The organism is Bacillus sp. EKM202B, from assembly GCF_011066025.1.
GTDB lineage: Bacteria > Bacillota > Bacilli > Bacillales > Bacillaceae_G > Bacillus_A > Bacillus_A toyonensis.
This window is the reverse complement of sequence record NZ_JAAMNK010000037.1, coordinates 1-20,078: the sequence shown is the minus strand read 5'-3', so window position 1 is coordinate 20,078 and position 20,078 is coordinate 1. Positions and strand designations below refer to the sequence as shown.

At 34.4% G+C, this 20,078-nt stretch carries 19 protein-coding genes and 2 pseudogenes; 7 read left to right on the top strand and 14 right to left on the bottom strand.

The window, feature by feature from the left end:
- The first annotated feature begins 485 nt into the window (after positions 1 to 485).
- Positions 486 to 1,358 carry a Cof-type HAD-IIB family hydrolase gene (locus tag G9F74_RS26060; RefSeq protein WP_016107391.1) on the top strand — a complete coding sequence of 291 codons (873 nt, stop codon included), beginning with the start codon at positions 486 to 488 and terminating at the stop codon, positions 1,356 to 1,358.
- Between the two features lie 39 nt (positions 1,359 to 1,397).
- Here the strand turns inward: G9F74_RS26060 and G9F74_RS26055 are convergent, their stop codons facing one another.
- The 5 genes from G9F74_RS26055 to G9F74_RS26035 form a co-directional block, all read right to left on the bottom strand.
- Positions 1,398 to 2,363: an ABC transporter ATP-binding protein gene (locus tag G9F74_RS26055; RefSeq protein ID WP_001294496.1), complete on the bottom strand. Its 966-nt coding sequence runs from the start codon at positions 2,361 to 2,363 to the stop codon at positions 1,398 to 1,400.
- Entirely contained in the window at positions 2,360 to 3,340 is a 981-nt protein-coding gene (locus G9F74_RS26050) for an ABC transporter ATP-binding protein (RefSeq protein WP_016107390.1), read from the bottom strand. Before G9F74_RS26050 ends, G9F74_RS26055 begins: the two co-directional genes overlap by 4 nt.
- Positions 3,341 to 3,350: 10 nt before the next feature.
- Positions 3,351 to 4,271, bottom strand: coding sequence for an oligopeptide ABC transporter permease (opp4C, locus tag G9F74_RS26045; protein ID WP_000451062.1), 921 nt, complete (start codon positions 4,269 to 4,271; stop codon positions 3,351 to 3,353).
- A gap of 11 nt (positions 4,272 to 4,282) precedes the next feature.
- On the bottom strand, positions 4,283 to 5,239 hold the full coding sequence (locus tag G9F74_RS26040; RefSeq protein ID WP_016107389.1) for an ABC transporter permease: 957 nt from the start codon (positions 5,237 to 5,239) through the stop codon (positions 4,283 to 4,285).
- 103 nt (positions 5,240 to 5,342) lie between these two features.
- Positions 5,343 to 7,070 carry an ABC transporter substrate-binding protein gene (locus tag G9F74_RS26035; protein ID WP_016107388.1) on the bottom strand — a complete coding sequence of 576 codons (1,728 nt, stop codon included), beginning with the start codon at positions 7,068 to 7,070 and terminating at the stop codon, positions 5,343 to 5,345.
- 469 nt (positions 7,071 to 7,539) lie between these two features.
- On the opposite strand from G9F74_RS26035, the gene G9F74_RS26030 reads away from it, so the two are divergent.
- Complete coding sequence (locus G9F74_RS26030) at positions 7,540 to 7,737, top strand: hypothetical protein (RefSeq protein WP_000369250.1); 198 nt, start codon at positions 7,540 to 7,542, stop codon at positions 7,735 to 7,737.
- Positions 7,738 to 8,035: 298 nt separating this feature from the next.
- On the opposite strand, the gene abc-f is transcribed toward G9F74_RS26030, so the two are convergent.
- Positions 8,036 to 9,916 carry a ribosomal protection-like ABC-F family protein gene (gene abc-f / locus G9F74_RS26025; protein WP_016107387.1) on the bottom strand — a complete coding sequence of 627 codons (1,881 nt, stop codon included), beginning with the start codon at positions 9,914 to 9,916 and terminating at the stop codon, positions 8,036 to 8,038.
- 125 nt (positions 9,917 to 10,041) lie between these two features.
- Positions 10,042 to 10,177: pseudogene (locus tag G9F74_RS30235) on the bottom strand (RAxF-45 family protein).
- Between the two features lie 420 nt (positions 10,178 to 10,597).
- Between G9F74_RS30235 and G9F74_RS26020 the strand changes: the two are divergent.
- Together G9F74_RS26020 and G9F74_RS26015 are read left to right on the top strand one after the other, a co-directional pair.
- A complete protein-coding gene (locus G9F74_RS26020; protein WP_002037821.1) occupies positions 10,598 to 10,726 on the top strand; it encodes a hypothetical protein in 129 nt (42 codons plus the stop codon).
- 133 nt (positions 10,727 to 10,859) lie between these two features.
- Entirely contained in the window at positions 10,860 to 11,654 is a 795-nt protein-coding gene (locus G9F74_RS26015; protein WP_002059171.1) for a DUF4931 domain-containing protein, read from the top strand.
- Between the two features lie 11 nt (positions 11,655 to 11,665).
- On the opposite strand, the gene G9F74_RS26010 is transcribed toward G9F74_RS26015, so the two are convergent.
- Entirely contained in the window at positions 11,666 to 12,199 is a 534-nt protein-coding gene (locus G9F74_RS26010) for a transglycosylase SLT domain-containing protein (RefSeq protein WP_000713241.1), read from the bottom strand.
- A gap of 248 nt (positions 12,200 to 12,447) precedes the next feature.
- Here G9F74_RS26010 and G9F74_RS26005 point away from each other — a divergent pair, with 248 nt between their 5' ends.
- Positions 12,448 to 14,097 carry a DUF2334 domain-containing protein gene (locus tag G9F74_RS26005; protein WP_016107386.1) on the top strand — a complete coding sequence of 550 codons (1,650 nt, stop codon included), beginning with the start codon at positions 12,448 to 12,450 and terminating at the stop codon, positions 14,095 to 14,097.
- Positions 14,098 to 14,129: 32 nt separating this feature from the next.
- On the opposite strand, the pseudogene G9F74_RS26000 reads toward G9F74_RS26005, so the two are convergent.
- The 5 genes and pseudogenes from G9F74_RS26000 to G9F74_RS25980 form a co-directional block, all read right to left on the bottom strand.
- A pseudogene (locus G9F74_RS26000) lies at positions 14,130 to 14,791 on the bottom strand (TatD family hydrolase).
- Between the two features lie 742 nt (positions 14,792 to 15,533).
- A complete protein-coding gene (locus tag G9F74_RS25995) occupies positions 15,534 to 15,890 on the bottom strand; it encodes a YxeA family protein (RefSeq protein WP_000728436.1) in 357 nt (118 codons plus the stop codon).
- A gap of 138 nt (positions 15,891 to 16,028) precedes the next feature.
- Entirely contained in the window at positions 16,029 to 16,865 is an 837-nt protein-coding gene (locus G9F74_RS25990; protein ID WP_016107384.1) for a YitT family protein, read from the bottom strand.
- 117 nt (positions 16,866 to 16,982) lie between these two features.
- Positions 16,983 to 17,312: a PH domain-containing protein gene (locus G9F74_RS25985; RefSeq protein ID WP_001004254.1), complete on the bottom strand. Its 330-nt coding sequence runs from the start codon at positions 17,310 to 17,312 to the stop codon at positions 16,983 to 16,985.
- A gap of 160 nt (positions 17,313 to 17,472) precedes the next feature.
- Entirely contained in the window at positions 17,473 to 18,450 is a 978-nt protein-coding gene (locus tag G9F74_RS25980) for a LacI family DNA-binding transcriptional regulator (RefSeq protein ID WP_016107383.1), read from the bottom strand.
- A 305-nt stretch (positions 18,451 to 18,755) separates the two neighbouring features.
- Between G9F74_RS25980 and G9F74_RS25975 the strand changes: the two genes are divergently transcribed.
- The gene (locus G9F74_RS25975) at positions 18,756 to 18,851 is read left to right on the top strand and encodes a DUF3948 family protein (protein ID WP_001179702.1); all 96 of its coding nucleotides are present in this window, start codon (positions 18,756 to 18,758) and stop codon (positions 18,849 to 18,851) included.
- A 64-nt stretch (positions 18,852 to 18,915) separates the two neighbouring features.
- Here the strand turns inward: G9F74_RS25975 and G9F74_RS25970 are convergent, their stop codons facing one another.
- Positions 18,916 to 19,521: a lysophospholipid acyltransferase family protein gene (locus tag G9F74_RS25970; protein WP_000277795.1), complete on the bottom strand. Its 606-nt coding sequence runs from the start codon at positions 19,519 to 19,521 to the stop codon at positions 18,916 to 18,918.
- 334 nt (positions 19,522 to 19,855) lie between these two features.
- Here G9F74_RS25970 and G9F74_RS25965 point away from each other — a divergent pair, with 334 nt between their 5' ends.
- Positions 19,856 to 19,951: a DUF3948 family protein gene (locus tag G9F74_RS25965; RefSeq protein ID WP_001179702.1), complete on the top strand. Its 96-nt coding sequence runs from the start codon at positions 19,856 to 19,858 to the stop codon at positions 19,949 to 19,951.
- Positions 19,952 to 20,078 lie beyond the last annotated feature (127 nt).

Here is a 20,078-nt window from a genome sequence, read left to right as displayed (position 1 = left end):
CACCTTTTGTTACTTGTAATACTTGCTCTTTCATATCATTTATCCTCCCTTTGAATAAGTTTTCTATATGTAATTTCTAAGAAATGTTTTTTTCATAGTTTTTATGTTATCGTTACATTGAATTCGATAACGTAACGTTTGTAACATTAATGTAACATAACTATTATTACGTTGCAATATGATTACGTAAATTTTATTACATTTTTTTATGTTTTTTTATAAACACCCTTAAAAACCCTGTTTTAATGCATTTTCCACTACATTCACGTTTGTAACATTCGTGTAACATTACAGTCATAAACCTAAATATAACTATATTCTTCTCTACTTTTGTTACAAATCAAGGTGAATCTTTAATAAGTAAGGTTGAATCTACTAGGTTTTCACTGGATGGTACACTATAGGACAAAATACTATCTTTCCAAGATAAGTTTATATGTTTCCTCTATATAACTATGTATAATAAAAACAAAGAGGTGGTCATTTTGAAATTAATCGCATTAGATATGGATGGTACACTACTATCATCTAATCTTGAAATCTCCAAAGAGAACTTACAAGCAATCCAAACTGCACAAGAAGCTGGACATATTGTAATGATTTGTTCTGGCCGCGCAAAAGAGGATGCTTTAAAACTATTGGAAGAATACCAATTATCTCTTCCAGTTGGAGCAAGCAATGGGGCAATTGTTTACGTGGATGGAAAAGTAATTAACTCGCGTTGTTTACAAAACGATAAAGTATACAAACTTGCAAAATTACTAGAAGCTGAAGGTTTTCCATATAAGCTATATACAAATAAAGGGGTTTACTCTCCTTCTACATGGCAAGATCAAGTGATGCAGGCATTCGAAGAAAACAAGCATGCGCTAGATGTTACATTAGAAGAACTCGAAAGAATTACAGAAAAACAAAAGAAATCAAACCTAATTACTGATTTCCAAAAAATCGAAGATGTTGTAAACAATCAAGAAATCGAAATATCTAAATTCTTCATTTTAACGTTCAATGCAGGTCATCGCGCCCAGTTATTAAGTATGTTACAAGAAGACACTGCTATTATGGTTACAGCATCTGCTCCTACTAATTTAGAAATTATGGATAAGAATGGCCATAAAGGAAATGGGCTACAGCAGATGGCAGCTCATTTTAATATACCAATTGAAGATACAATTGCTATTGGTGATAATTTTAATGATGTACCAATGTTAGAAGTTGCTGGTTTATCTGTTGCAATGGGAAATGCTGAAGAAGATGTAAAAAAATTATGTGACGTTGTAACATTAACAAACAATGAACATGGTGTTGCCCATGCAATCGAGCAATTTGTTTTAAAACAAACTTTATCTAGTAAATAAAAAAAAGACCCTTTCAACTTCTGAAAGGGTCCTTCTCTTTTATACATGATGACAAGCAACAAAATGATCTTCACCAACATTACGAAACTCTGGTACCGTTTGTGTACAAACATCTGTTGCAAACGGGCAGCGTGTATGAAAACGACAACCTGAAGGTGGATTTGCTGGACTGGGAATATCCCCCTCTAGTATAATTCGCTCCCGCTTCACTGTTGGATCTGGTATTGGCACAGCTGATAACAATGCTTTTGTATACGGATGAAGTGGATTCGTAAATAACTCATCACGCGGTGCCGTTTCTACAATCGTTCCTAAATACATAATTCCTATTTTTGTACATAAATGTTCCACAACACTTAAATCATGTGAAATGAATAAATAAGATAATCCCTTTTTCTCCTGTAACTCACTAAATAAATTAATGATTTGTGCTTGAATAGATACATCTAGTGCTGCCACAGGTTCGTCAGCTACAATGAATTCTGGATTTAATACCATAGCTCTTGCGATAACGATACGCTGACGTTGCCCACCAGAAAACTCATGAGGATACCGGTCAATATGATACGGAGCTAAACCACATAACTCCAATACTTCTATCACCTTTGCACGAACATTTTCTTTCGTCGCTAGTCCGTGAGCCAACATCGGCTCACCAAGTGCTTCTCCAATTCTCATTCTTGGGTTTAATGAACTAAATGGATCTTGAAAAACAAGCTGCATATTAGGGCGATGTTTTCTCAATTCCTCCTTGGATAAGGAATAAACATCGTGCCCTTTAAACTTTACTTCTCCCTCCGTTTTTTGGACGAGACGTAAAATTGTTTTTCCTATCGTTGTTTTTCCACTTCCTGATTCTCCAACTAGGCCAAACACTTCACCTTTATTAATAGTAAAACTTACTCCATCAACTGCCTTTACATGTCCAATCGTTCTACTAAATATGCCGCCCTTAATTGGAAAATACGTCTTTAAGTTTTTCACTTCTAATAATGGTTCACTCATTGTTCCGCACGCTCCTCATATAACCAGCAAGCTACTTTATGGTTCTCATCGTGCACATTCAAATTTGGTGCCTCTTCTTTACATATTTCCATACAATGCTCACAACGACCACTAAAATAGCAAAATTCACCTAAGCCAACTAAATTCGGAACTTGCCCTGGAATAGAATATAGTTTATCTATTCGTTTTCCCATTACCTGTTTTGATTTCAACAAACCTTTCGTATACGGATGTTTCGGATTTTGGAATATCTCTAGTACTGGAGCTTCCTCAATAACTTTTCCGCCATACATAACGACAACGTAATCAGCCATTTCTGCTACAACGCCTAAATCATGTGTAATTAATAAAATCGATGTTTTAAATTCCTCTTTTATCTGTCTTAGTAAGTCTAATATTTGAGCTTGAATCGTAACATCAAGAGCAGTTGTCGGTTCATCTGCAATTAATAACTTAGGATTACAACTAAGCGCAACAGCAATCATAATGCGTTGTAACATGCCTCCACTTAGTTCATGTGGATACGAATGGACAATTTCATCCGCACGAGCTATACCAACTTTACGAATTAATTCGATTGCCTTTTTATACGCCTCATTTTTACTAAGTAATTCATGCTCTCTTAACGTTTCTACAATTTGTTCTCCTACAGTGAAGACGGGATTCAGCGATGTCATCGGCTCTTGGAATATCATCGCAATATCATTTCCTCGTAAACTACGAAGCTCTTTCTCTTTCATACCTAAAAGACTTTTTCCTTCATATAAAATGTCTCCACCTACTACACTTCCTGATTCAGCAATAAGTCCCATAATCGATAGCGCCGTTACACTCTTTCCGCAACCCGATTCACCTACAACACAAACTGTTTCACCTTCTCGAACTGCAAAGCTAACATGATTAACAGCCTTTACCGTTCCTTCTTCTGTCTGAAAATGTGTTTGCAAATCTTTCAGCTCTACTACCGCTTTACTCATATTCCCTCACCTACCGTCTCATCTTTGGGTCTAACGCATCACGAAGTGCATCACCAAGTAAATTAATTGATACAACTGTTATAAAAATTGCAAAACCGGGCGGAATCCATAACCACGGACGCTTTTGGAAATCGATTAATGAGTTAGCTGCACTAATCATATTTCCCCATGATGGTGTAGGCGGGACGACTCCGAGACCTAAGTAGCTTAGTGCGGATTCCCCTAAAATAGAGCCTGCAACACCTAATGTGGATACAACAATTAAGATCGGTAAAACATTAGGGATTAAATGATATATAATTTTCCGGTAATCTTTTATTCCTAACACATCAGCAGCTTGCATAAATGCTTGCTCCCTGAGTGATAAAATTTGACCTCTTACAAGACGTGCAAGTCCTGGCCAACCTACTAAACTTAAAATAATCATAATGACATAAAGACGATAATCAGATGGTACTTTCCATTCTGATAAAATAGCTCCCATTATAATAAGCAACGGCAATCCCGGCATCGACATTAAAATATCTGCAAGACGCATAATAATATTGTCGACAATCCCGCGATAAAAACCTGCAATAGCTCCTAATAAAGCTCCAAGTATAACCGATAAGACCATTGAAGCTAATCCAATTGTTAATGAAATGCGTCCTGCTTGCATAAGTCTCGTTAAAATATCTCTTCCCAATTGATCTGTACCGAGCCAATGTGAAAAACTAGGTGGTTTGTTAATTAAAGCGACTTGTATTTTCCCTGATGCATATGGCGAAAAGAGCGGACCGACAAAACAAAATAAAAACATAAACATTAGTGCATAAAACCCCACGAGTGCCATCTTATTTCTCTTTATTTTTTTAAGAGCCTGTCGCCATGGTGATGATTCATTTCTTCTCTTTTTTTCTTTTTTCTCTGTAATTGCTGTAACAGTTTCCATCTAATCCCCCCTTACTTCAACCGAATACGTGGATCAACAACTGCATATACGATATCAGCGAAAAAGTTTGAAACAATTGTTAAACAAGAAAGAAACATCGTAAATGCCATTAATACTGTATAATCACGAAAATTTAGTGCTTCTAATTGAATATTACCAATCCCTGGCCAGTTAAAAATTTGTTCAATAATAATTGCTCCCGAAAATAAACCTGGTAATTCAAATGCTAATAACGTAATCGCCGGTAATATTGCATTTTTTAACGCATGCTTATAAATAACAGTCTTCTCCTTTAAACCTTTCGCCCGTGCTGTTCGTATGTAATCTTGCCTTACAACCTCTAACATGCTTGTTCTAAAGTAACGAGTTAATGAACCCACACCAAGAAGAGTCAAAATAAATACTGGTAAAACCATATGCTTGGCAACTTCTATTACGTAAGCTAATCCAGTCGAATTACTCCCGACATCAATCATTCCGCCTATCGGTAATAACTTAAAGTCCACCGCGAACACCTTAATTAAAAACAAACCGATAAAGAATGAAGGAAATGACATTGCTGCAAAGACACCAATTGTTACAAGTTTATCGAATAAAGAATGTTGCTTCATCGCTGAGAATACGCCGATAATAAGTGCAATTAGCCAAATAAAAAACAATGCAATAACAGCTACACTGAAAGAATTCCAAATAAATTTATTTAATAATGACGTTACAGGTTCCTGATATTGAAGCGAAAAACCAAAATCCCCTTGCAATGCATTACCTAACCAATGAAAATAACGCTCAACAATTGGCTTATTTAATCCATATAATTCCCTAAGTTCAGCTGCCCTTTCAGGTGTAATCTTTGGATTTGAATCAATATAGTCTCCTGGAAGAAGCGCAAACAGGAAGAAAATAATAATTGATGTTCCGAACAGTGTAGGAATCATTTGTAATAACCTACGAACGATATATGTTTTCACCCTTTTTCTCTCCAATCTTATGCCTAAAATAGAAGAACATTTTTTCAAAGCGGTACATTACTAACCGAATGAAAAAATGTCTTCTATTTATACATCCTTATCGTTATTTTTCAAATGATAAAACAGGTAAGTTTGCGCTAATACTATTGTATTTTTCAGAGTCAACTCCTTTTATATTCCCGTTATAACCAGTAATTGTTCTACGGTAGTTTAATAGAATTACTGGTGGGTCATCACTTAACTCTTTATACAATTCTTTATAAATAGGTTTACGTTTTTCAATATCAACTGTCTCAATACCTTTTTTAATTAACTCATCTACTTTCGCATTTTTATAACCAAGACTCTTATCATTGACACCAGACAAATATTCACCAGCTGTTTCACTCGGATCACTTGTAATCGGTGTCGAAACAGAAGCTAAATCATAGTCACCTTTATTTACCTTCGAAAGCATAGTATTAAAGTCCATAAATTCCGGATTAAATTCTACACCTATTTCTTTATAATTCTCTTTTGCAATTGGAATTAATAAATCACTATCTTTAGCCGAACTTGGGCCGAAATAAGAAAGCTTTAATTTTTGACCATCTTTTTCACGAACTCCATCCGAACCAACTTTCCATCCTGCTTCATCTAATAATTTTTTCGCTTTTTCTTTGTTGTATTCATATTTATTAACTCCTTCTTCTGTATAAGCCCAAGAAGTTGGATGAATTGGTACATTAGCTACCGTACCGTATCCTTTCAATGCTGTATCAACATATTTTTTACGATCTAATCCGTAAATAAGTGCTTGGCGAACCTTTTTATCCTTTAAGTACGGCTTATTATTATTCATATAAATATAACTAAATGACGCTGCTGTTTCGATTTGGATATTCGCAAATTCTAAACCCTTAGCCTGTTCAAGAATTTCATCACCAGTACCTAGGCCAGTGTAGTCAACCTCACCTGTTTGGAATAATTGAAGCTTCGTATCGCCAGAAGTAATTTTATAAATGAAGTTTGGAATTTTGGGTTTGCCCGCATAATAATTTTCATTTGCTACAAATCGAACTTCTTGCCCCGGGATATACTTTTCAAATTTATATGGACCCGCAGCTATCGGTTTTCCATATAACTCTTTTAAGTAATCTAAACTTGTATTTTGTTTGTAATCTTTTCCATAATAAGCTTTTGATAATACTGTACCGCCTAAAACAAATATAGCTTGTGAATTAACTTTTTCAGTGGTAATTTTAATTGTTTGTGGATCAACAACTTGAATACCTTCAATAGAAGTTGCCTTTCCTTCTTTATATTCTTTACCACCTTTAACCGCATATTGAGAGATATCTATTTCACCTTCATATGCCTTATCATGTAAAAGCGTCAATGTGAACGCTACATCATCTGCTGTTAATGGCGATCCATCGCTAAATTTTAAGTCTTTACGTAAATGGAATGTATATGTTAACTGATCAGAAGAAACGTCCCACTTCTCCGCTAATTCCGGAATTGGTTTCCCTTGTTTATCCGTTGATACAAGAGATGCAAAAATCACTGAAGTCACGTTTCCATCCCAACCATTTTGTTGGAAATATGGTAAAAATACGCCGCCAGGTTTACTAATACCAACTACTAGCGTATCTTTTCTATTCTTCGCTTTATCTGGTACTTTCGTTTTATCTGTCGCAGCGATCTTTTCAATTTTTATATTTTTTAAATCTTGTTGTTTAACCGGTTCTGTAGAAGCCGTATCTTCCTGTCCCCCACAAGCAGATAACACAAGCGAACTACTCATTAATACCGAAAATACACCAGCCCATTTTTTCGTCTTTTTCTTCATTGTCCCCACCCTAACTTTTTTTAATAATTACACCTTATGAACTGCTTGCCTTATGTATGCCTCCCACAGCAACATTTATAGCCAATCGGAAAAGTCGGTTTTAATCGTAAAAAAATAGATGTTTTTGAGGGGTAACAATCTTATTCCGACTTTTCCGGTAGACTTTATGGTTAATAGCTTATAACTTTCAATATATTTTGTCAATTCCTTCTAAATAAATATTTTTATGGTTTTTTTCAAAAATATTGTTTATTTAATTTAGGAAACTACATATCGTTATAGTTATCTTCACTCAACCCCTACTATAGCTTTTTTTATAAGTCCCTTTTCGTTTTCAATATGTATCGTTTCTAATGTTTTTTAGTTTATGCATCCACATTTTATATTAAAAAAACATAAAAACGACTTCTATTCCTTCAACATGAAACATAGAATACTAATAATCAATTACCAAAAAGGGGGCGAAAACATGGACAACCTATTCCAATATGTCCTGCACTACGTATTATTAACAATTATGATAGTCGGGGCGCTATTACTATTCCCTTTCTTCCCAAAATTCGTCCTCTTTTTAGCTTTTTTTATTATGCTCGGGATCGCTATTATCATTTCAACAAAAGAAGATACCACACAAAAAGAAAGCAGAGTTCAGCGCGTAAAGCTGTGACTCTGCTTTCTTTTTTATTTTCAATCTCAGATTTCCATCATACATACTTATGTCTCGGGAAATAATTAGCCTTTACTTTCGTAATTAATCCTATCGAAAATCTACTAATAACATATATATTTTGCCTCACCATTGCATATGTTTCACAACCTATGCAAGATGCGTAACAAAGATTTACCCAAGTTACTGTTTCACGTGAAACACACTTTTTCATTTATCTCTTACAGTAAAATATAGTTATAAAAAAAAGAAAGCTAATTCCCTTCAGCAAAACTGAAAGGAATTAGCTTTCTACTCTTTACCCCACAATATTATCTAACTCATTATATAACTCCGCTCGTAACAACTCTTTTTTCGTTTTTTCTTCATACAATTGTTCAAGCATTTCAACATCAGCTACATGTTCCATTTTACATTCAAGTGCATATATATCTTCTTCTACACGCATTAACTCGGTTTCAATCCCCTCAATATTCCTAGCTTCTTTCTTTTTTACAGGGACTGTTTCAATACTTTTTCTCCCTTGAGGTTTCTGCTTTATTACTTGCTTCTCAATCCTTTCCTCCCACTTTTGAAGAGCCCATGCATAGTTCCCTGCAAACTCAAATAATTTGCGTTCATCAATCCAATACGTCTTTTCAAATAACTTATTTAAAAAATAACGATCATGTGAAACAGCTAAAATCGTTCCATTATATTGCTCAAGAGCTTCCTCTAAAACTTCCCTTGATTCAATATCAAGATGGTTTGTCGGCTCATCTAAAATTAAAAAATTGATGTCTTGATACATAAGTTGCGCCAGTCTTAGCCTCATTTTTTCTCCACCGCTCAGTTGCGTTACATTCTTAAACACAGCTGGACCATAAAATAAAAACTTAGCTAATATATGTCTTGCTTCTCCCTCTGTTACAGCTACATACTCTCTGAAAGCTTCCAATACATTACTCTTCATATTTCCGTACGCATGCTGCGATAAATAACCAATTTTGACACTACTACCCATCCGAATTTCACCAGCATCTGGCTCTATTTCTTCTAATAGTAATTTTAGTAGCGTAGTCTTCCCTGTGCCATTACGACCAACGATAGCCGCACGCTCCTGAAAACGAACATGTAAATTCGCTTGTTCAAATAAAGGTTTGTCAGAAAAACCTTTACTCACTTCTTTCATTACAACAACATCTTTCCCGCTTCTCTCTTGCCCTTCAAACTGAAGTCCCATCTGTTTTCGTTCTAAAATCGGTCTCTTTAACTTCTCCATACGTTCTAACGCACGTTCCATATTTCTCGCTCTCTTATGGAGTCCTTCATTCGGCGGATTCGCTTGATTTGCCCATTCACGTAGACGCTTAATTGCTTCTTTCATTTTCTTTATTTTCTTTTGCTGTTCTTGATAAGCCTGAAACTCATGAAGCAACCTTTCTTCCTTCTCCTCAACAAACTGAGAATAATTCGTATGATACACGTGAATTTCTCCATCTTCTAAATCAAAAACTTTCGTTACAACTTCATCAAGGAAATAGCGATCATGTGAAATAACCATAACTGTTCCGGTGTATTCTTTTAAAAATTGCTCTAACCATTCGACTGCAAATAAATCCAAATGATTTGTCGGTTCATCTAATAGAAGTAAATCTGGTTTCTGCAATAGCATATACGCAAGGCTTACCTTCGTCTGTTCTCCTCCGCTTAATTCTAGAAATGATCGGAGGAATAGTTCCGTCACTTGTAGACCATTTGCTACCTTCATAATATTTGCCTCTATTTCATAACCACCAAGAAACGTAAATTTTTCTTGAATTACACCGTACCTCTCCATCAGTTTTTGCAAAGCAGACGCTTCCCGTTCCTCCGTCATATTTTTTTCTAAAACACGCATTTCTTTTTCTAATTCCTTTTCTACTTTAAAGGCGGAACCCAATACATCGTATACAGTCATGCCCTCATCAAACTTTGGAATTTGTGCGACATGACCAATACGTGTACCTTTCTTCATATGAACGGCTCCTGCATCCACATTCTCCATTCCTGTTAGAAGACCAAAGATTGTTGTCTTCCCACTACCGTTACGGCCAACTAAACCAACACGTTCACCATTCTTTATTTCAAGCGATATATTTTCAAATATGATGTTTCCACCAAAAGATTTCGTTACATTATTTACACTACAAATTGTCATTTTCCGTACTCCTTTCAATATAAAAAAACCATAGGAAAGAAACATTCCCCATGATTTTCGACATAGAAAAAGGAAGCCAAATAGCTCCCTTTTCACACGTTTATTAAAAATGGGTGAAGAGATTTCTATCGTTCAATAGCTACCTATGCAATTGTTAAAAAAGGGCAGACGTATCCCGTTAACAATTACATCATGAAAAATCGCACGACAAAAATAGATAAAATCTAAAAATTTGGCACGCGCAGCTAAAGAACGTTTCATCTCATTCACCCCTTTCGTACGGAATTTAATACTTACTTCTTTATTATACTTCCCTATTTTATGTTTGAATAGTCATTTTTCTGAAAATAATGAAGATAGACTAAACATTTCAATAAGTGACATCAAATCTTACAAAACTGTTATGTTCACGTAATGGAAAGCGATAGTACGAAAAGATGCCTCCCTATACAATAAAGATGTAAACAAGAGAGACAAACAAAAGGAGGAAACAATCATGATGAAAGAAATCGTAAAAGCAATCTTTGAGGTATTAGTGAACGGACAAGCAGTTGTAAAAGAACTAAATGAACTATAAAAAGGAGTGAAGAAATATGATGAACATGGTGAAAATGATTTTACACGCTTTAGTCGATGCAAAGGCAGTTAGCCAAGAATTAAACCAACAATAAAAAGGGGTATATGAATATGAAGAAAGCCATTATTATAATCACAAGTACAGCAATCGCCTTATACACAATAAAAAATAGAAAAACGAAACATAGTGAAAATACTCTATATTATCCATACACATTATTAAAGAAAAAATAAAAGACAAGATACCCTATCGTAATGAGGATATCTTGTCTTTTATTTTTCCCTATTCACTTTAAAGGATTTCCTTCTCCTTTCCCCGAATGTATTAAGCGGGATTTTTACACATATTTTAAAGGGGTATATACAAATGGATACACAACAACTATATTTTTTAAACGATATCGGTAAACAAAAACCAGAAAGCATTCGGAACAGAAGCGCTGCATGTCCATTTTGCGATAGAGAAAATTTAACGGATATTTTAGAAACTGAGGGCTCAATTATTTGGTTGAAAAATAAATTCCCTACATTAAAAGATACATTTCAAACCGTGTTAATCGAAACGGATAATTGTGAAGATCATATCGCAACATATACAGAAGAGCATATGCGAAAACTAATTCATTTCTCTATTCAACATTGGTTAAAGTTACAGGAAAACGAAGACTTTTCATCTGTAATTTTATACAAAAATCATGGTCCATTTTCAGGCGGAAGTTTGCATCATGCACACATGCAAATTATCGGAATGAAACATGTAGACTATCTCGAGAATATTGAAGAGGAAAATTTCCAAGGGATAATTGTTCAAAAAAATGAACGTATTGAACTCAATATTTCAGAGCGTCCTATTATCGGTTTTACTGAATTCAATATAATCATTGATGATATTGCATGTATAGATGAAATGGCAAATTACATTCAGCAAACTGTACGTTACATACTGACAGATTTCCATAAAGGGTGTAGCAGTTATAACTTATTCTTCTATCACTTAAACGGAAAAATTATTTGTAAAGTTGTTCCTAGGTTTGTCGTTTCACCGTTGTATGTAGGATATAAAATACCACAAGTTTCTACAAAACTAGAAGAAGTGAACATACAACTAGCGCAGTACTTCACAAGGCAGGAAGACAAAAATATCCATAAAAAAATAGAGTAGGTATCGAAAACCTACTCTTTTAGTACACCTTTATTTCGATAGTATACGTTCTCTAATCCAACGTTATACTTCATATTATTATCCGTCCACTCTGGCCCTAAATTCCCTGGCCATCCCGATGTATTCGCTACATATTTCAATAATGCAAAATCAGTCAAACCTCTTTGCACCCCGCGCTTATATCCCTTCACCAAATGCGGCATTGCAATTTGTGCATTTGTACGTGGGTCTTTCAACTCTTCATCAGTTAAATGATCTGGCGCAAGTCCACCACCACGGTGCAATTGAAACAATCCGAATGAAGTTCCGTTGTCTCCAATACTTCTTGGATTCAATCGACTTTCATGTTCGGCAATTGTAAGAGGTATCCATTCTGGAAGATTTACTTTCTTTGCTTCCTCTATAATAATTTGTTTCATCTGTTTTGCTTCTTCTGAATCAACATAGCTTGTCTCTTTCACTAGCTTATCCATTCCTTCAGACTTTCCTTGGAAATATAAATACACCCCAAGAACGACTAAAAATCCTACAAAGAATTTCTTCACTACCTCTACCTCTTTCTCCGCTGAAATTTGTCCCCTTTCAGCCTTCCCTTTACAATTACCTATGTTCTATCATTCTCTTACTCTTTTATCATAGCAAATAACTATACATATTATCATCATGCTTTAGGCCTATTTTGTGAAAAAACATTTGGTAAATACGTGCAAAAATGTAACTTTCATAGACTATAACTTATTTTTTGTATATAATTGTAAATTGAATTCTAAATATAAACTAGGAGAATAATAATATGAAAAAATGGCTATTACTCTTATTCAGTTTACTACTATTAATCCCTGTCCCTATTTCCGCACAAAAAACCGAAAAGTCGAAAGTCCTTATTTTATACAGTTCAAATGATGATCAAATTACAAGTGATATCCAAATACTTAATACACAAGTAGGACATTTCACTAATGATATAACAATTAAAAATATAAAACAGTTATCTGAAGTAACTGATAAATCTTCGTATACACACGTTATTTACATGGGTGAAAAACAAGAAGAACTTTCTACTGAAGCAAAAGAATTTCTAGAAAGCTTCCCCGGACCACTACTAGTTTTAGGTCAAAACATAGAACAGTTATCTAATCGTTTTTCGTTCATCACACTTAAAAACGAAGATATAAACTCTGATAAAATTGAATATCCAACACGTAAGCTAAAGAATACATTAGAGGAAGAGAGATCAATTAAACAACTTGATACAAATGGAACAATTCTTGCCCATGCCTTAAGAGACAATAATACTTATCCATTAATTGTACAGCAAAACAATTCGTATTACGTTGCAACTTCCAACCTCTTTGATTGGATATCTTATTATATTGGCGAAAGCTTATTTTCTTATTTCCAACAAAAACCTGAAACTAATAAAAAATTAGCCTATTTACGCCTTGAAGATGTTCACCCAGCTACAGATATAAATCAATTACAGGATATTGCCGAATTATTAAAGAATAAAAAGATTCCTTATATGATAACTGTTATTCCTGTATATACAGATACAGAGACAGGTAAAACACTACATTTAAAAGATAAACCCAAACTAGTCGATCTTTTACGCTCTATGCAAGATGATGGTGCAGCAATTATTATGCATGGCTATACTCACCAATTTTATGACAGTGAAACTGGTGAAGGGTTTGAATTTTGGGACGTAAAAACTGATCAACCCATTCGTCAACCGAAGCATGAAAAGCCAAAAACAAAAGATAATTTCCCAAATATAGAGGCATATAACCAATATGTAAAAAAAGGTGAAGCATTTGAAGAAAAATATACGACAGATCATATTGAAAAAGGTATCCAAGAACTTGTAGATGCTAAACTATATCCTGTCGCATTTGAAGCACCTCATTACACAATGTCTCAAAAAGGATATGAAATCTTATCAAAGTACTTTTCAACTTATGTAGGTCAACTGCAGTTAAGTGATACAACTTGGAAATCCATGCACTCTCCAGCGTATAGAAGTACACCATCATTTCTACATGGAATGAAATTAATGCCTGAAACAGTTGGATTTATTGAAGAAGATAAACCACGAGCTATTGCCCAAATGAAAGAGCGTGCTTTATCTGTTGCTAAATTATCCGATGGAGTTATTGGTGCATTCTATCATCCTTACTTAGGTGTGAAACCATTAAAAGAAGTATTAAAAGATCTAGAGAGTATTCCAAACATAGAGTGGATTGATTTACAAAAAGAAACGAATGAAGTAAAAATGAAAGATATTCATATTACTACTAATAAAGACGGTATCCACGTTGAAAAACCAACTAGTGCAAGTGACGTAATTGATTATATAAAACAATATGGATTCTTCCTTATACTTGGGTTCGTTATCATTGTCTTTCTATTATTATTAAGACGTGCGAAAAAATTAGAATCCTAATAAAAAACACCAAGCGAGCTGCTTGGTGTTTTTTAGGATTCAATCAATCGATAAAAGCGAACTGTATTCTTATATATTTGTTCTGCAACTTTCTCTACTGGAATTTTTTTTATTACACTAACTTCTTCTAATACATCTTTAATCATACAAGGGTGTGTTATAGTATTCTCTTGAAATTCCCACGGTCCATCCGTCCCATTGTCGCTTCATTTCCTTTAAACCAATGGAAGTGTGCACGTGAAATTTTATATTCTTCAAGTAAATCACATACAATATCGGCATCTTCATAAACTGCGTGTAATACAATGGGCAAATCATATTCACTAGCTAGTTCTATAAATCGTCTCAATATCGCCACGTATGAATCTATAGTAACCCCTTCATCTTCTTTCGTTAAATAATACGGCAAGCCCACTTCACCAATCGCAATGATTTCCTCAGCATGAGCTTCAATTAATTTGAATATGCGCTCACATTCTTCTTTATGAATCGGTTGCTCCGGATGAAATCCTATTGCTGGGTGTATGAAAGGGAATTTCTTTCCTAAAGATAAAGTTTCCTTACATGATTGATAATTCATAGATACCGCAATAAGCCCCTTTACCTCTTTACTATTTTCCAAATCTTTAAGTAATCTACTTTTCTCTTCATCCTTATATTGATCAACATGTATATGGCTATCAATCCACTTCATCTTTATTCCTCCATAAAAAAAACAAGAAAGGAACCCCCTTCTTGTTTTATCATCTATATTATTTAACAATTAAGTTTGTTATGATATCAAATAATCCAATACATACTACGGCAACAGTAAAGTAGCTACAGAAATCTTTAATTGGAAACCTCACTACTTCTTCTTTACGCATCCCATTTTTCTCCCTTCTTACTAAATCCCTAATTATTTTCATCTATTTGTATCTATTATGCAAAAAATATGACAAATTTACTATCGAATTAACTTACGTAAACCTTACAATGTTGTAAGGTTTATAAAAAGAGCCCCATCTACATACAGATGAGGGTTATTAAAAAGTAGTTGGTTTTTCATTCTTCCTTACATTACAAACAGAAAGTAATACATTAGACTTTCTATTTATACTATATTAAATTTACTATCTTTTAACTATCGAATTACATTACAGAAGGCTTACATGTTTGTAAGCTATGCGTAATGTAATTCGATAGTTTTCCATATCTATATTTCGTACAATACAGTTAGAAAGTAAGCCAAATAAGAAGAACGCTCACATAACCAAATTACATTGCTAGTAGCTACTCTTCTTATACCTTTCACTCATGCTACTACAATGTACCCCCTTCCCCTTTATATAATAAAAAAAGCCTTAGCCCATATGGACTAAGGCTTTTTTACGAACCTCGAAATACCCATACCTAGTATTTTGATTTTCGACAAAAATAGGCAGGGGTATATTTCGCTATCTCATCGCTAAAAGTTTACTCTTCGCATTAATAGGAATATTTACAGCTTCAATTTCTTCAATTGACTCGCCGTATCGTCCTTTTGCGTACACTTTTAATGCTTCATCTCTCTTTAACATATGCTTAACAGTCTTCTTTATTTTTTGTTCTCTTCCACGTTCGTCAAATGCAATAAATTCATATTCATACCACTCATCACCAACATGCTGACCAATTGTATTCACAACCGTATAGTATTCTTTCGTCTTATAAAGCGGATTATATTTATCAATAACTGGTCCAAGTTTCGTAGGCAGTAACATTACTACTATCACTAGCATCGCTATTATAGTAGTGATCATTTTTTTCTTCATAATAAACATTCCTCCTCTGCAGGATATATATACATCCATTTTAAGAAGAAGCAATAAAATCTACTATTGAATCTCATTACATTACACTTACATTTTTGTAAGAATAAAAAAAGGTGAACGATTTTACTCGTTCACCTTTTAGCTCGCTTTAAAGCCCCCACCAAGCACATCACGCACATCATGAATAACAACGAAAGCATCTTCATCTACTCGGCTAATAACTTGCTTTAACTTAACAAGCTCTTGTTTATTAATAACAACATATAAAACTTCTTTATTTTTTCCAGTATATCCGCCGCGTCCTTCTAATACAGTGACACCGCGTGTCATGTTTTTCGTAATAGCCTCACGTATTAAATCTGGTTGATTTGAAATGATTGTAACAGCCGTTTTTGTATCCATTCCTTCTACAATGAAATCAATCACTTTCGCACCGATGAATACTGCAACAAGTGTGTACATCGCTTTTTCTTGTCCTATTATAAATACAGAACCAGCAATTACAACGATATCAATAATAAGTACGCCTTTACCAACGCTCCACCCTAAATATTGATTTGCTAACTGCGCTAAAATTGCCGATCCTCCTGATGTACCTCCAGCTTTGAACATACAGCCTAATCCGATACCTACAAACAAACCAGCAAATAAAGCTGCTAATAGCGTATCACTATTTACATGATACTCAATATGTTCTGTAACATATAAAAACAAGGATGTTTCTACAATCCCTAAAATCGTATAAACCATCGTTTTTTTATCAAAAAACTTATAACCAATAGCTAGTAAAACTGCATTTATAGCAAAGTTCACAATCCCTGGTGACCAATCAAATAAGTAGTACGTAACAACCGTTAAACCAATAATTCCACCTTCCGATAAACGGTTTGGAATTGCAAAGTAATTAATACCAATTGCGAATACTAATGAACCAATTGTAATTAGTGTTATTTCCTTTATACGTTGATTAACCATAATTCATACCCTCCCCCATTTGACATTGTATCACTATCTCCTAGAGGTTTAGAAGTGGTTTTTATTCCGCATTTTACCTCTTAAAGATCGAGATATTATGTTTAAACAAAGGGTTGATTAATTATTCATATTTTCTCTAACTGCACGAACAAATCGCTCCACATTCCCTTTCTGAATATACCTAGCTCTAACCCTTTCATGATTACAAGTAAATTCAAAATATGGACAGAGATCTATGTCATCTATATGCAAATACGGATACTCTTCAAATATTGCAGGGTAGCCCGAAAATTTCCCGTAAAAAAGGAGACGTCTAGTAGTAGCAGCGAAAATCCCATGCCGGTAAGCTACAGTAAAATCATCCTTCTCAAATATCCCTACCACAACAGCTAAAATCTTTTCGTCATCCTCTACATATTTTTTCATACTCGATAAAAGTTCATTCATGCATATTCCTCCAAATTCTATTCATTGTTTTAACACTTGAAAAGAATCCATGGATTATTACAGACCGGTTTAACTCTTTTATAAAGTATGAAACGCGTTTCCTGTCAAAGACATTTCAAAAAATAATCCGTTATGCGATTATACACATAACGGATTAAGACTAAACTGTAGAGCGTTCCACAAGTTCATACGGAATCTCCACCTTTTCTTGTTTATAACTCTCGTTGCTCACTTGCCTATAAAACATTTCAAAAGCGTTTTTGCCTATCTCCTTTAAATTTTGATCAATCGTTGTCAACTGTAACACTTGTGAAATAGGTTGATTATCAAAACCAATAATCGCCAAATCCTCAGGAACTTGAATACCTAACTTTTCAACTTCTGTCATAATCCCAATCGCAACTTCATCTCCTGCTACTATTAACGCTTCTGGGAGGACCTGCATCTCCTTTAACTTATGAGCCGCTCTCACACCATCTTCTAATGTAAAACATTCTGTAAAAATCCACTCTTCATTAACCTCTTCATCTATGGATTGTAATTGATGTTTATAAACATCAAAACGTTTTTGACTACTTGGCCCTAACTTCCTTCCCGTACAATAACCAATTTTTTTATAACCTTTTTCAATAAGATAATTCATTCCTAACTGAAAGGCTGCCGAATGATTTGTATATACACTTGAGATATTTGAAATATCATTATCTTCACAAGCAATTATTGTGCCGTAAGAAACATACGGTTCTATCGTTTCCCAATCATTCGCACGCGAGCAAATAATAAGGCCGTCCAATTGTTTTGTTTTTAGCATATGTAAACTTTTCATTTCTTCTTTTTTATTGTAATTCGTTTGGCAAAGTAACACCCTGTAATTATGAGCTAACGCCACCTCCATCATTCCACCTACCATCGCATCAAAACACGGATGATTAATGTAAGGTAAAATTACACCAACAATATTCGTCTTCCCTTTGGATAAATGAACAGCGTTTGCGTTTTGTGAGTAATTCAACTTCTCAACTATCTCAATAACCGCTTTCCTTTTTTCTTCACTTACATATGGGTGATCATTTAGCACCCTCGAAACGGTCGTAACTGAAACTCCGGCCATCTTTGCGATATCTTTAATATTAGCCATACACTCACCTCTCCTTTTAACTTAATGAATTCCATGAACATATGTCAAATCTTCTCATCATTACACCTTCATTCGTTTTTCTTACAAAAGTGTAATTTTCCTGTAAGCTAATTCGATAGTGACTCTTCCCAATATCTTATACAATTAAGTCAGAAACAGGGCAACAACTATTCGAAAAGGAGCGGATCAATATGATGAACAAAATGAAGAACAACAAATTTACGAATACAATGGGCATGGTATTGTCCGCTCTTATCGATGCAAAATCTGTTGCTTCTACATTAAACAAGTAAGGAGAATATATTATGCAAAACATCACCTTTAACAAATTAGATTTTTTAGGACTAGCTAGCGGCTCTCTTCTTCTTACTGCTTTTATTTACGCTGCTACGCTTATATAAACTTTGTGTCCCCTTTCCCCTTTATATATAGAAAAAGACGACCGTCTATGCCCGGTCGTCTTTTTTACTTTTGTTTTGATTGCAAAGTTTCCTTTAGTTCTTCAAATTTTTCGTTTAATTGATCTGTCATCATTTTCATAGCCGTTTTTCGATCTATTTGTTCTCCGGCATCAATTTGAATCGGATCTCCAAAAACTAATTGCGCTTTTTTTCCTTTTATTAATTCTTTTACACTTGATGGACCAATATAAGCTGCCGGCACTAATGGAACGTTAGAACGCAGTGCAATCGTAACAGCCCCCGCTTTTAATGAAACGTCTTCTGTTGATCTCGTTCCACTTGGGAAAATCCCTACTACTTTTCCCTCTTTTAATAAACGCGATGGAATTTTTAATGTGCTCGGCCCTGGATTCGCACGATCTACCGGAAATGCATTTACATTTTTAAAGAACCAGTTTTTGAATTTCCCTTCAAATAATTCTTTTTTGGCCATGTAATGAATTTGGGTTGGATACATCCCAGTTGCTAACATTAAAACGTCCATAAAACTCGTATGTGTACACGCAACAACGTAAGGGCCGCCTTCTGGTAATTTCTCTCTCCCTTGTACTTCTACTTTCCCAGCCATTTTAAATATATATTTCAACGAAAATGTAATTGGTTTATACATTTGTTTCGTTCCTTTCTAAATATCCGAAGTATAATCATTTTCTTACAATGATTATAACACTAAGTTTTAGGAGTTGGTAATAAAAATAAGTATTTATTGTTAAATTTCAATTCTTACAAAAGTGTAATTTTCTTGTAAGCTAATTCGATAGTGACTCTCCCCAATATCTTATACAATTAAGTCAGAAACAGGGCAACCATTTGAAAAGGAGCGGATCGATATGATGAACAAAATGAAGAACAACAAATTTACGAATACAATGGGCATGGTATTGTCCGCTCTTATCGATGCAAAATCTGTTGCTTCTACATTAAACAAGTAAGGAGAATATATTATGCAAAATATCACCTTTAACAAATTAGATTTTTTAGGACTAGCTAGCGGCTCTCTTCTTCTTACTGCTTTTATTTACGCTGCTACGCTTATATAAACTTTGTGTCCCCTTTCCCCTTTATATATAGAAAAAGACGACCGTCTATGTGGTCTTATCCCTGTCAAGTAGACAGTATTAAAAAGACTAAGCAGCCATCGAGATTCGATATTCTATCGGAGCTCGA

Coding starts and splice junctions, on each gene's coding strand:
- G9F74_RS26055 (WP_001294496.1), bottom strand. CDS start 2,363: ATGAGTGAACCATTATTAGAAGTGAAAAACTTAAAGACGTATTTTCCA.
- G9F74_RS26050 (WP_016107390.1), bottom strand. CDS start 3,340: ATGAGTAAAGCGGTAGTAGAGCTGAAAGATTTGCAAACACATTTTCAG.
- opp4C (WP_000451062.1), bottom strand. CDS start 4,271: ATGGAAACTGTTACAGCAATTACAGAGAAAAAAGAAAAAAAGAGAAGA.
- G9F74_RS26035 (WP_016107388.1), bottom strand. CDS start 7,070: ATGAAGAAAAAGACGAAAAAATGGGCTGGTGTATTTTCGGTATTAATG.
- G9F74_RS26030 (WP_000369250.1), top strand. CDS start 7,540: ATGGACAACCTATTCCAATATGTCCTGCACTACGTATTATTAACAATT.
- abc-f (WP_016107387.1), bottom strand. CDS start 9,916: ATGACAATTTGTAGTGTAAATAATGTAACGAAATCTTTTGGTGGAAAC.
- G9F74_RS26020 (WP_002037821.1), top strand. CDS start 10,598: ATGAATATGAAGAAAGCCATTATTATAATCACAAGTACAGCAATCGCC.
- G9F74_RS26015 (WP_002059171.1), top strand. CDS start 10,860: ATGGATACACAACAACTATATTTTTTAAACGATATCGGTAAACAAAAA.
- G9F74_RS26005 (WP_016107386.1), top strand. CDS start 12,448: ATGAAAAAATGGCTATTACTCTTATTCAGTTTACTACTATTAATCCCT.
- G9F74_RS25995 (WP_000728436.1), bottom strand. CDS start 15,890: ATGAAGAAAAAAATGATCACTACTATAATAGCGATGCTAGTGATAGTA.
- G9F74_RS25990 (WP_016107384.1), bottom strand. CDS start 16,865: ATGGTTAATCAACGTATAAAGGAAATAACACTAATTACAATTGGTTCA.
- G9F74_RS25985 (WP_001004254.1), bottom strand. CDS start 17,312: ATGAATGAACTTTTATCGAGTATGAAAAAATATGTAGAGGATGACGAA.
- G9F74_RS25980 (WP_016107383.1), bottom strand. CDS start 18,450: ATGGCTAATATTAAAGATATCGCAAAGATGGCCGGAGTTTCAGTTACG.
- G9F74_RS25975 (WP_001179702.1), top strand. CDS start 18,756: ATGCAAAACATCACCTTTAACAAATTAGATTTTTTAGGACTAGCTAGC.
- G9F74_RS25970 (WP_000277795.1), bottom strand. CDS start 19,521: ATGTATAAACCAATTACATTTTCGTTGAAATATATATTTAAAATGGCT.
- G9F74_RS25965 (WP_001179702.1), top strand. CDS start 19,856: ATGCAAAATATCACCTTTAACAAATTAGATTTTTTAGGACTAGCTAGC.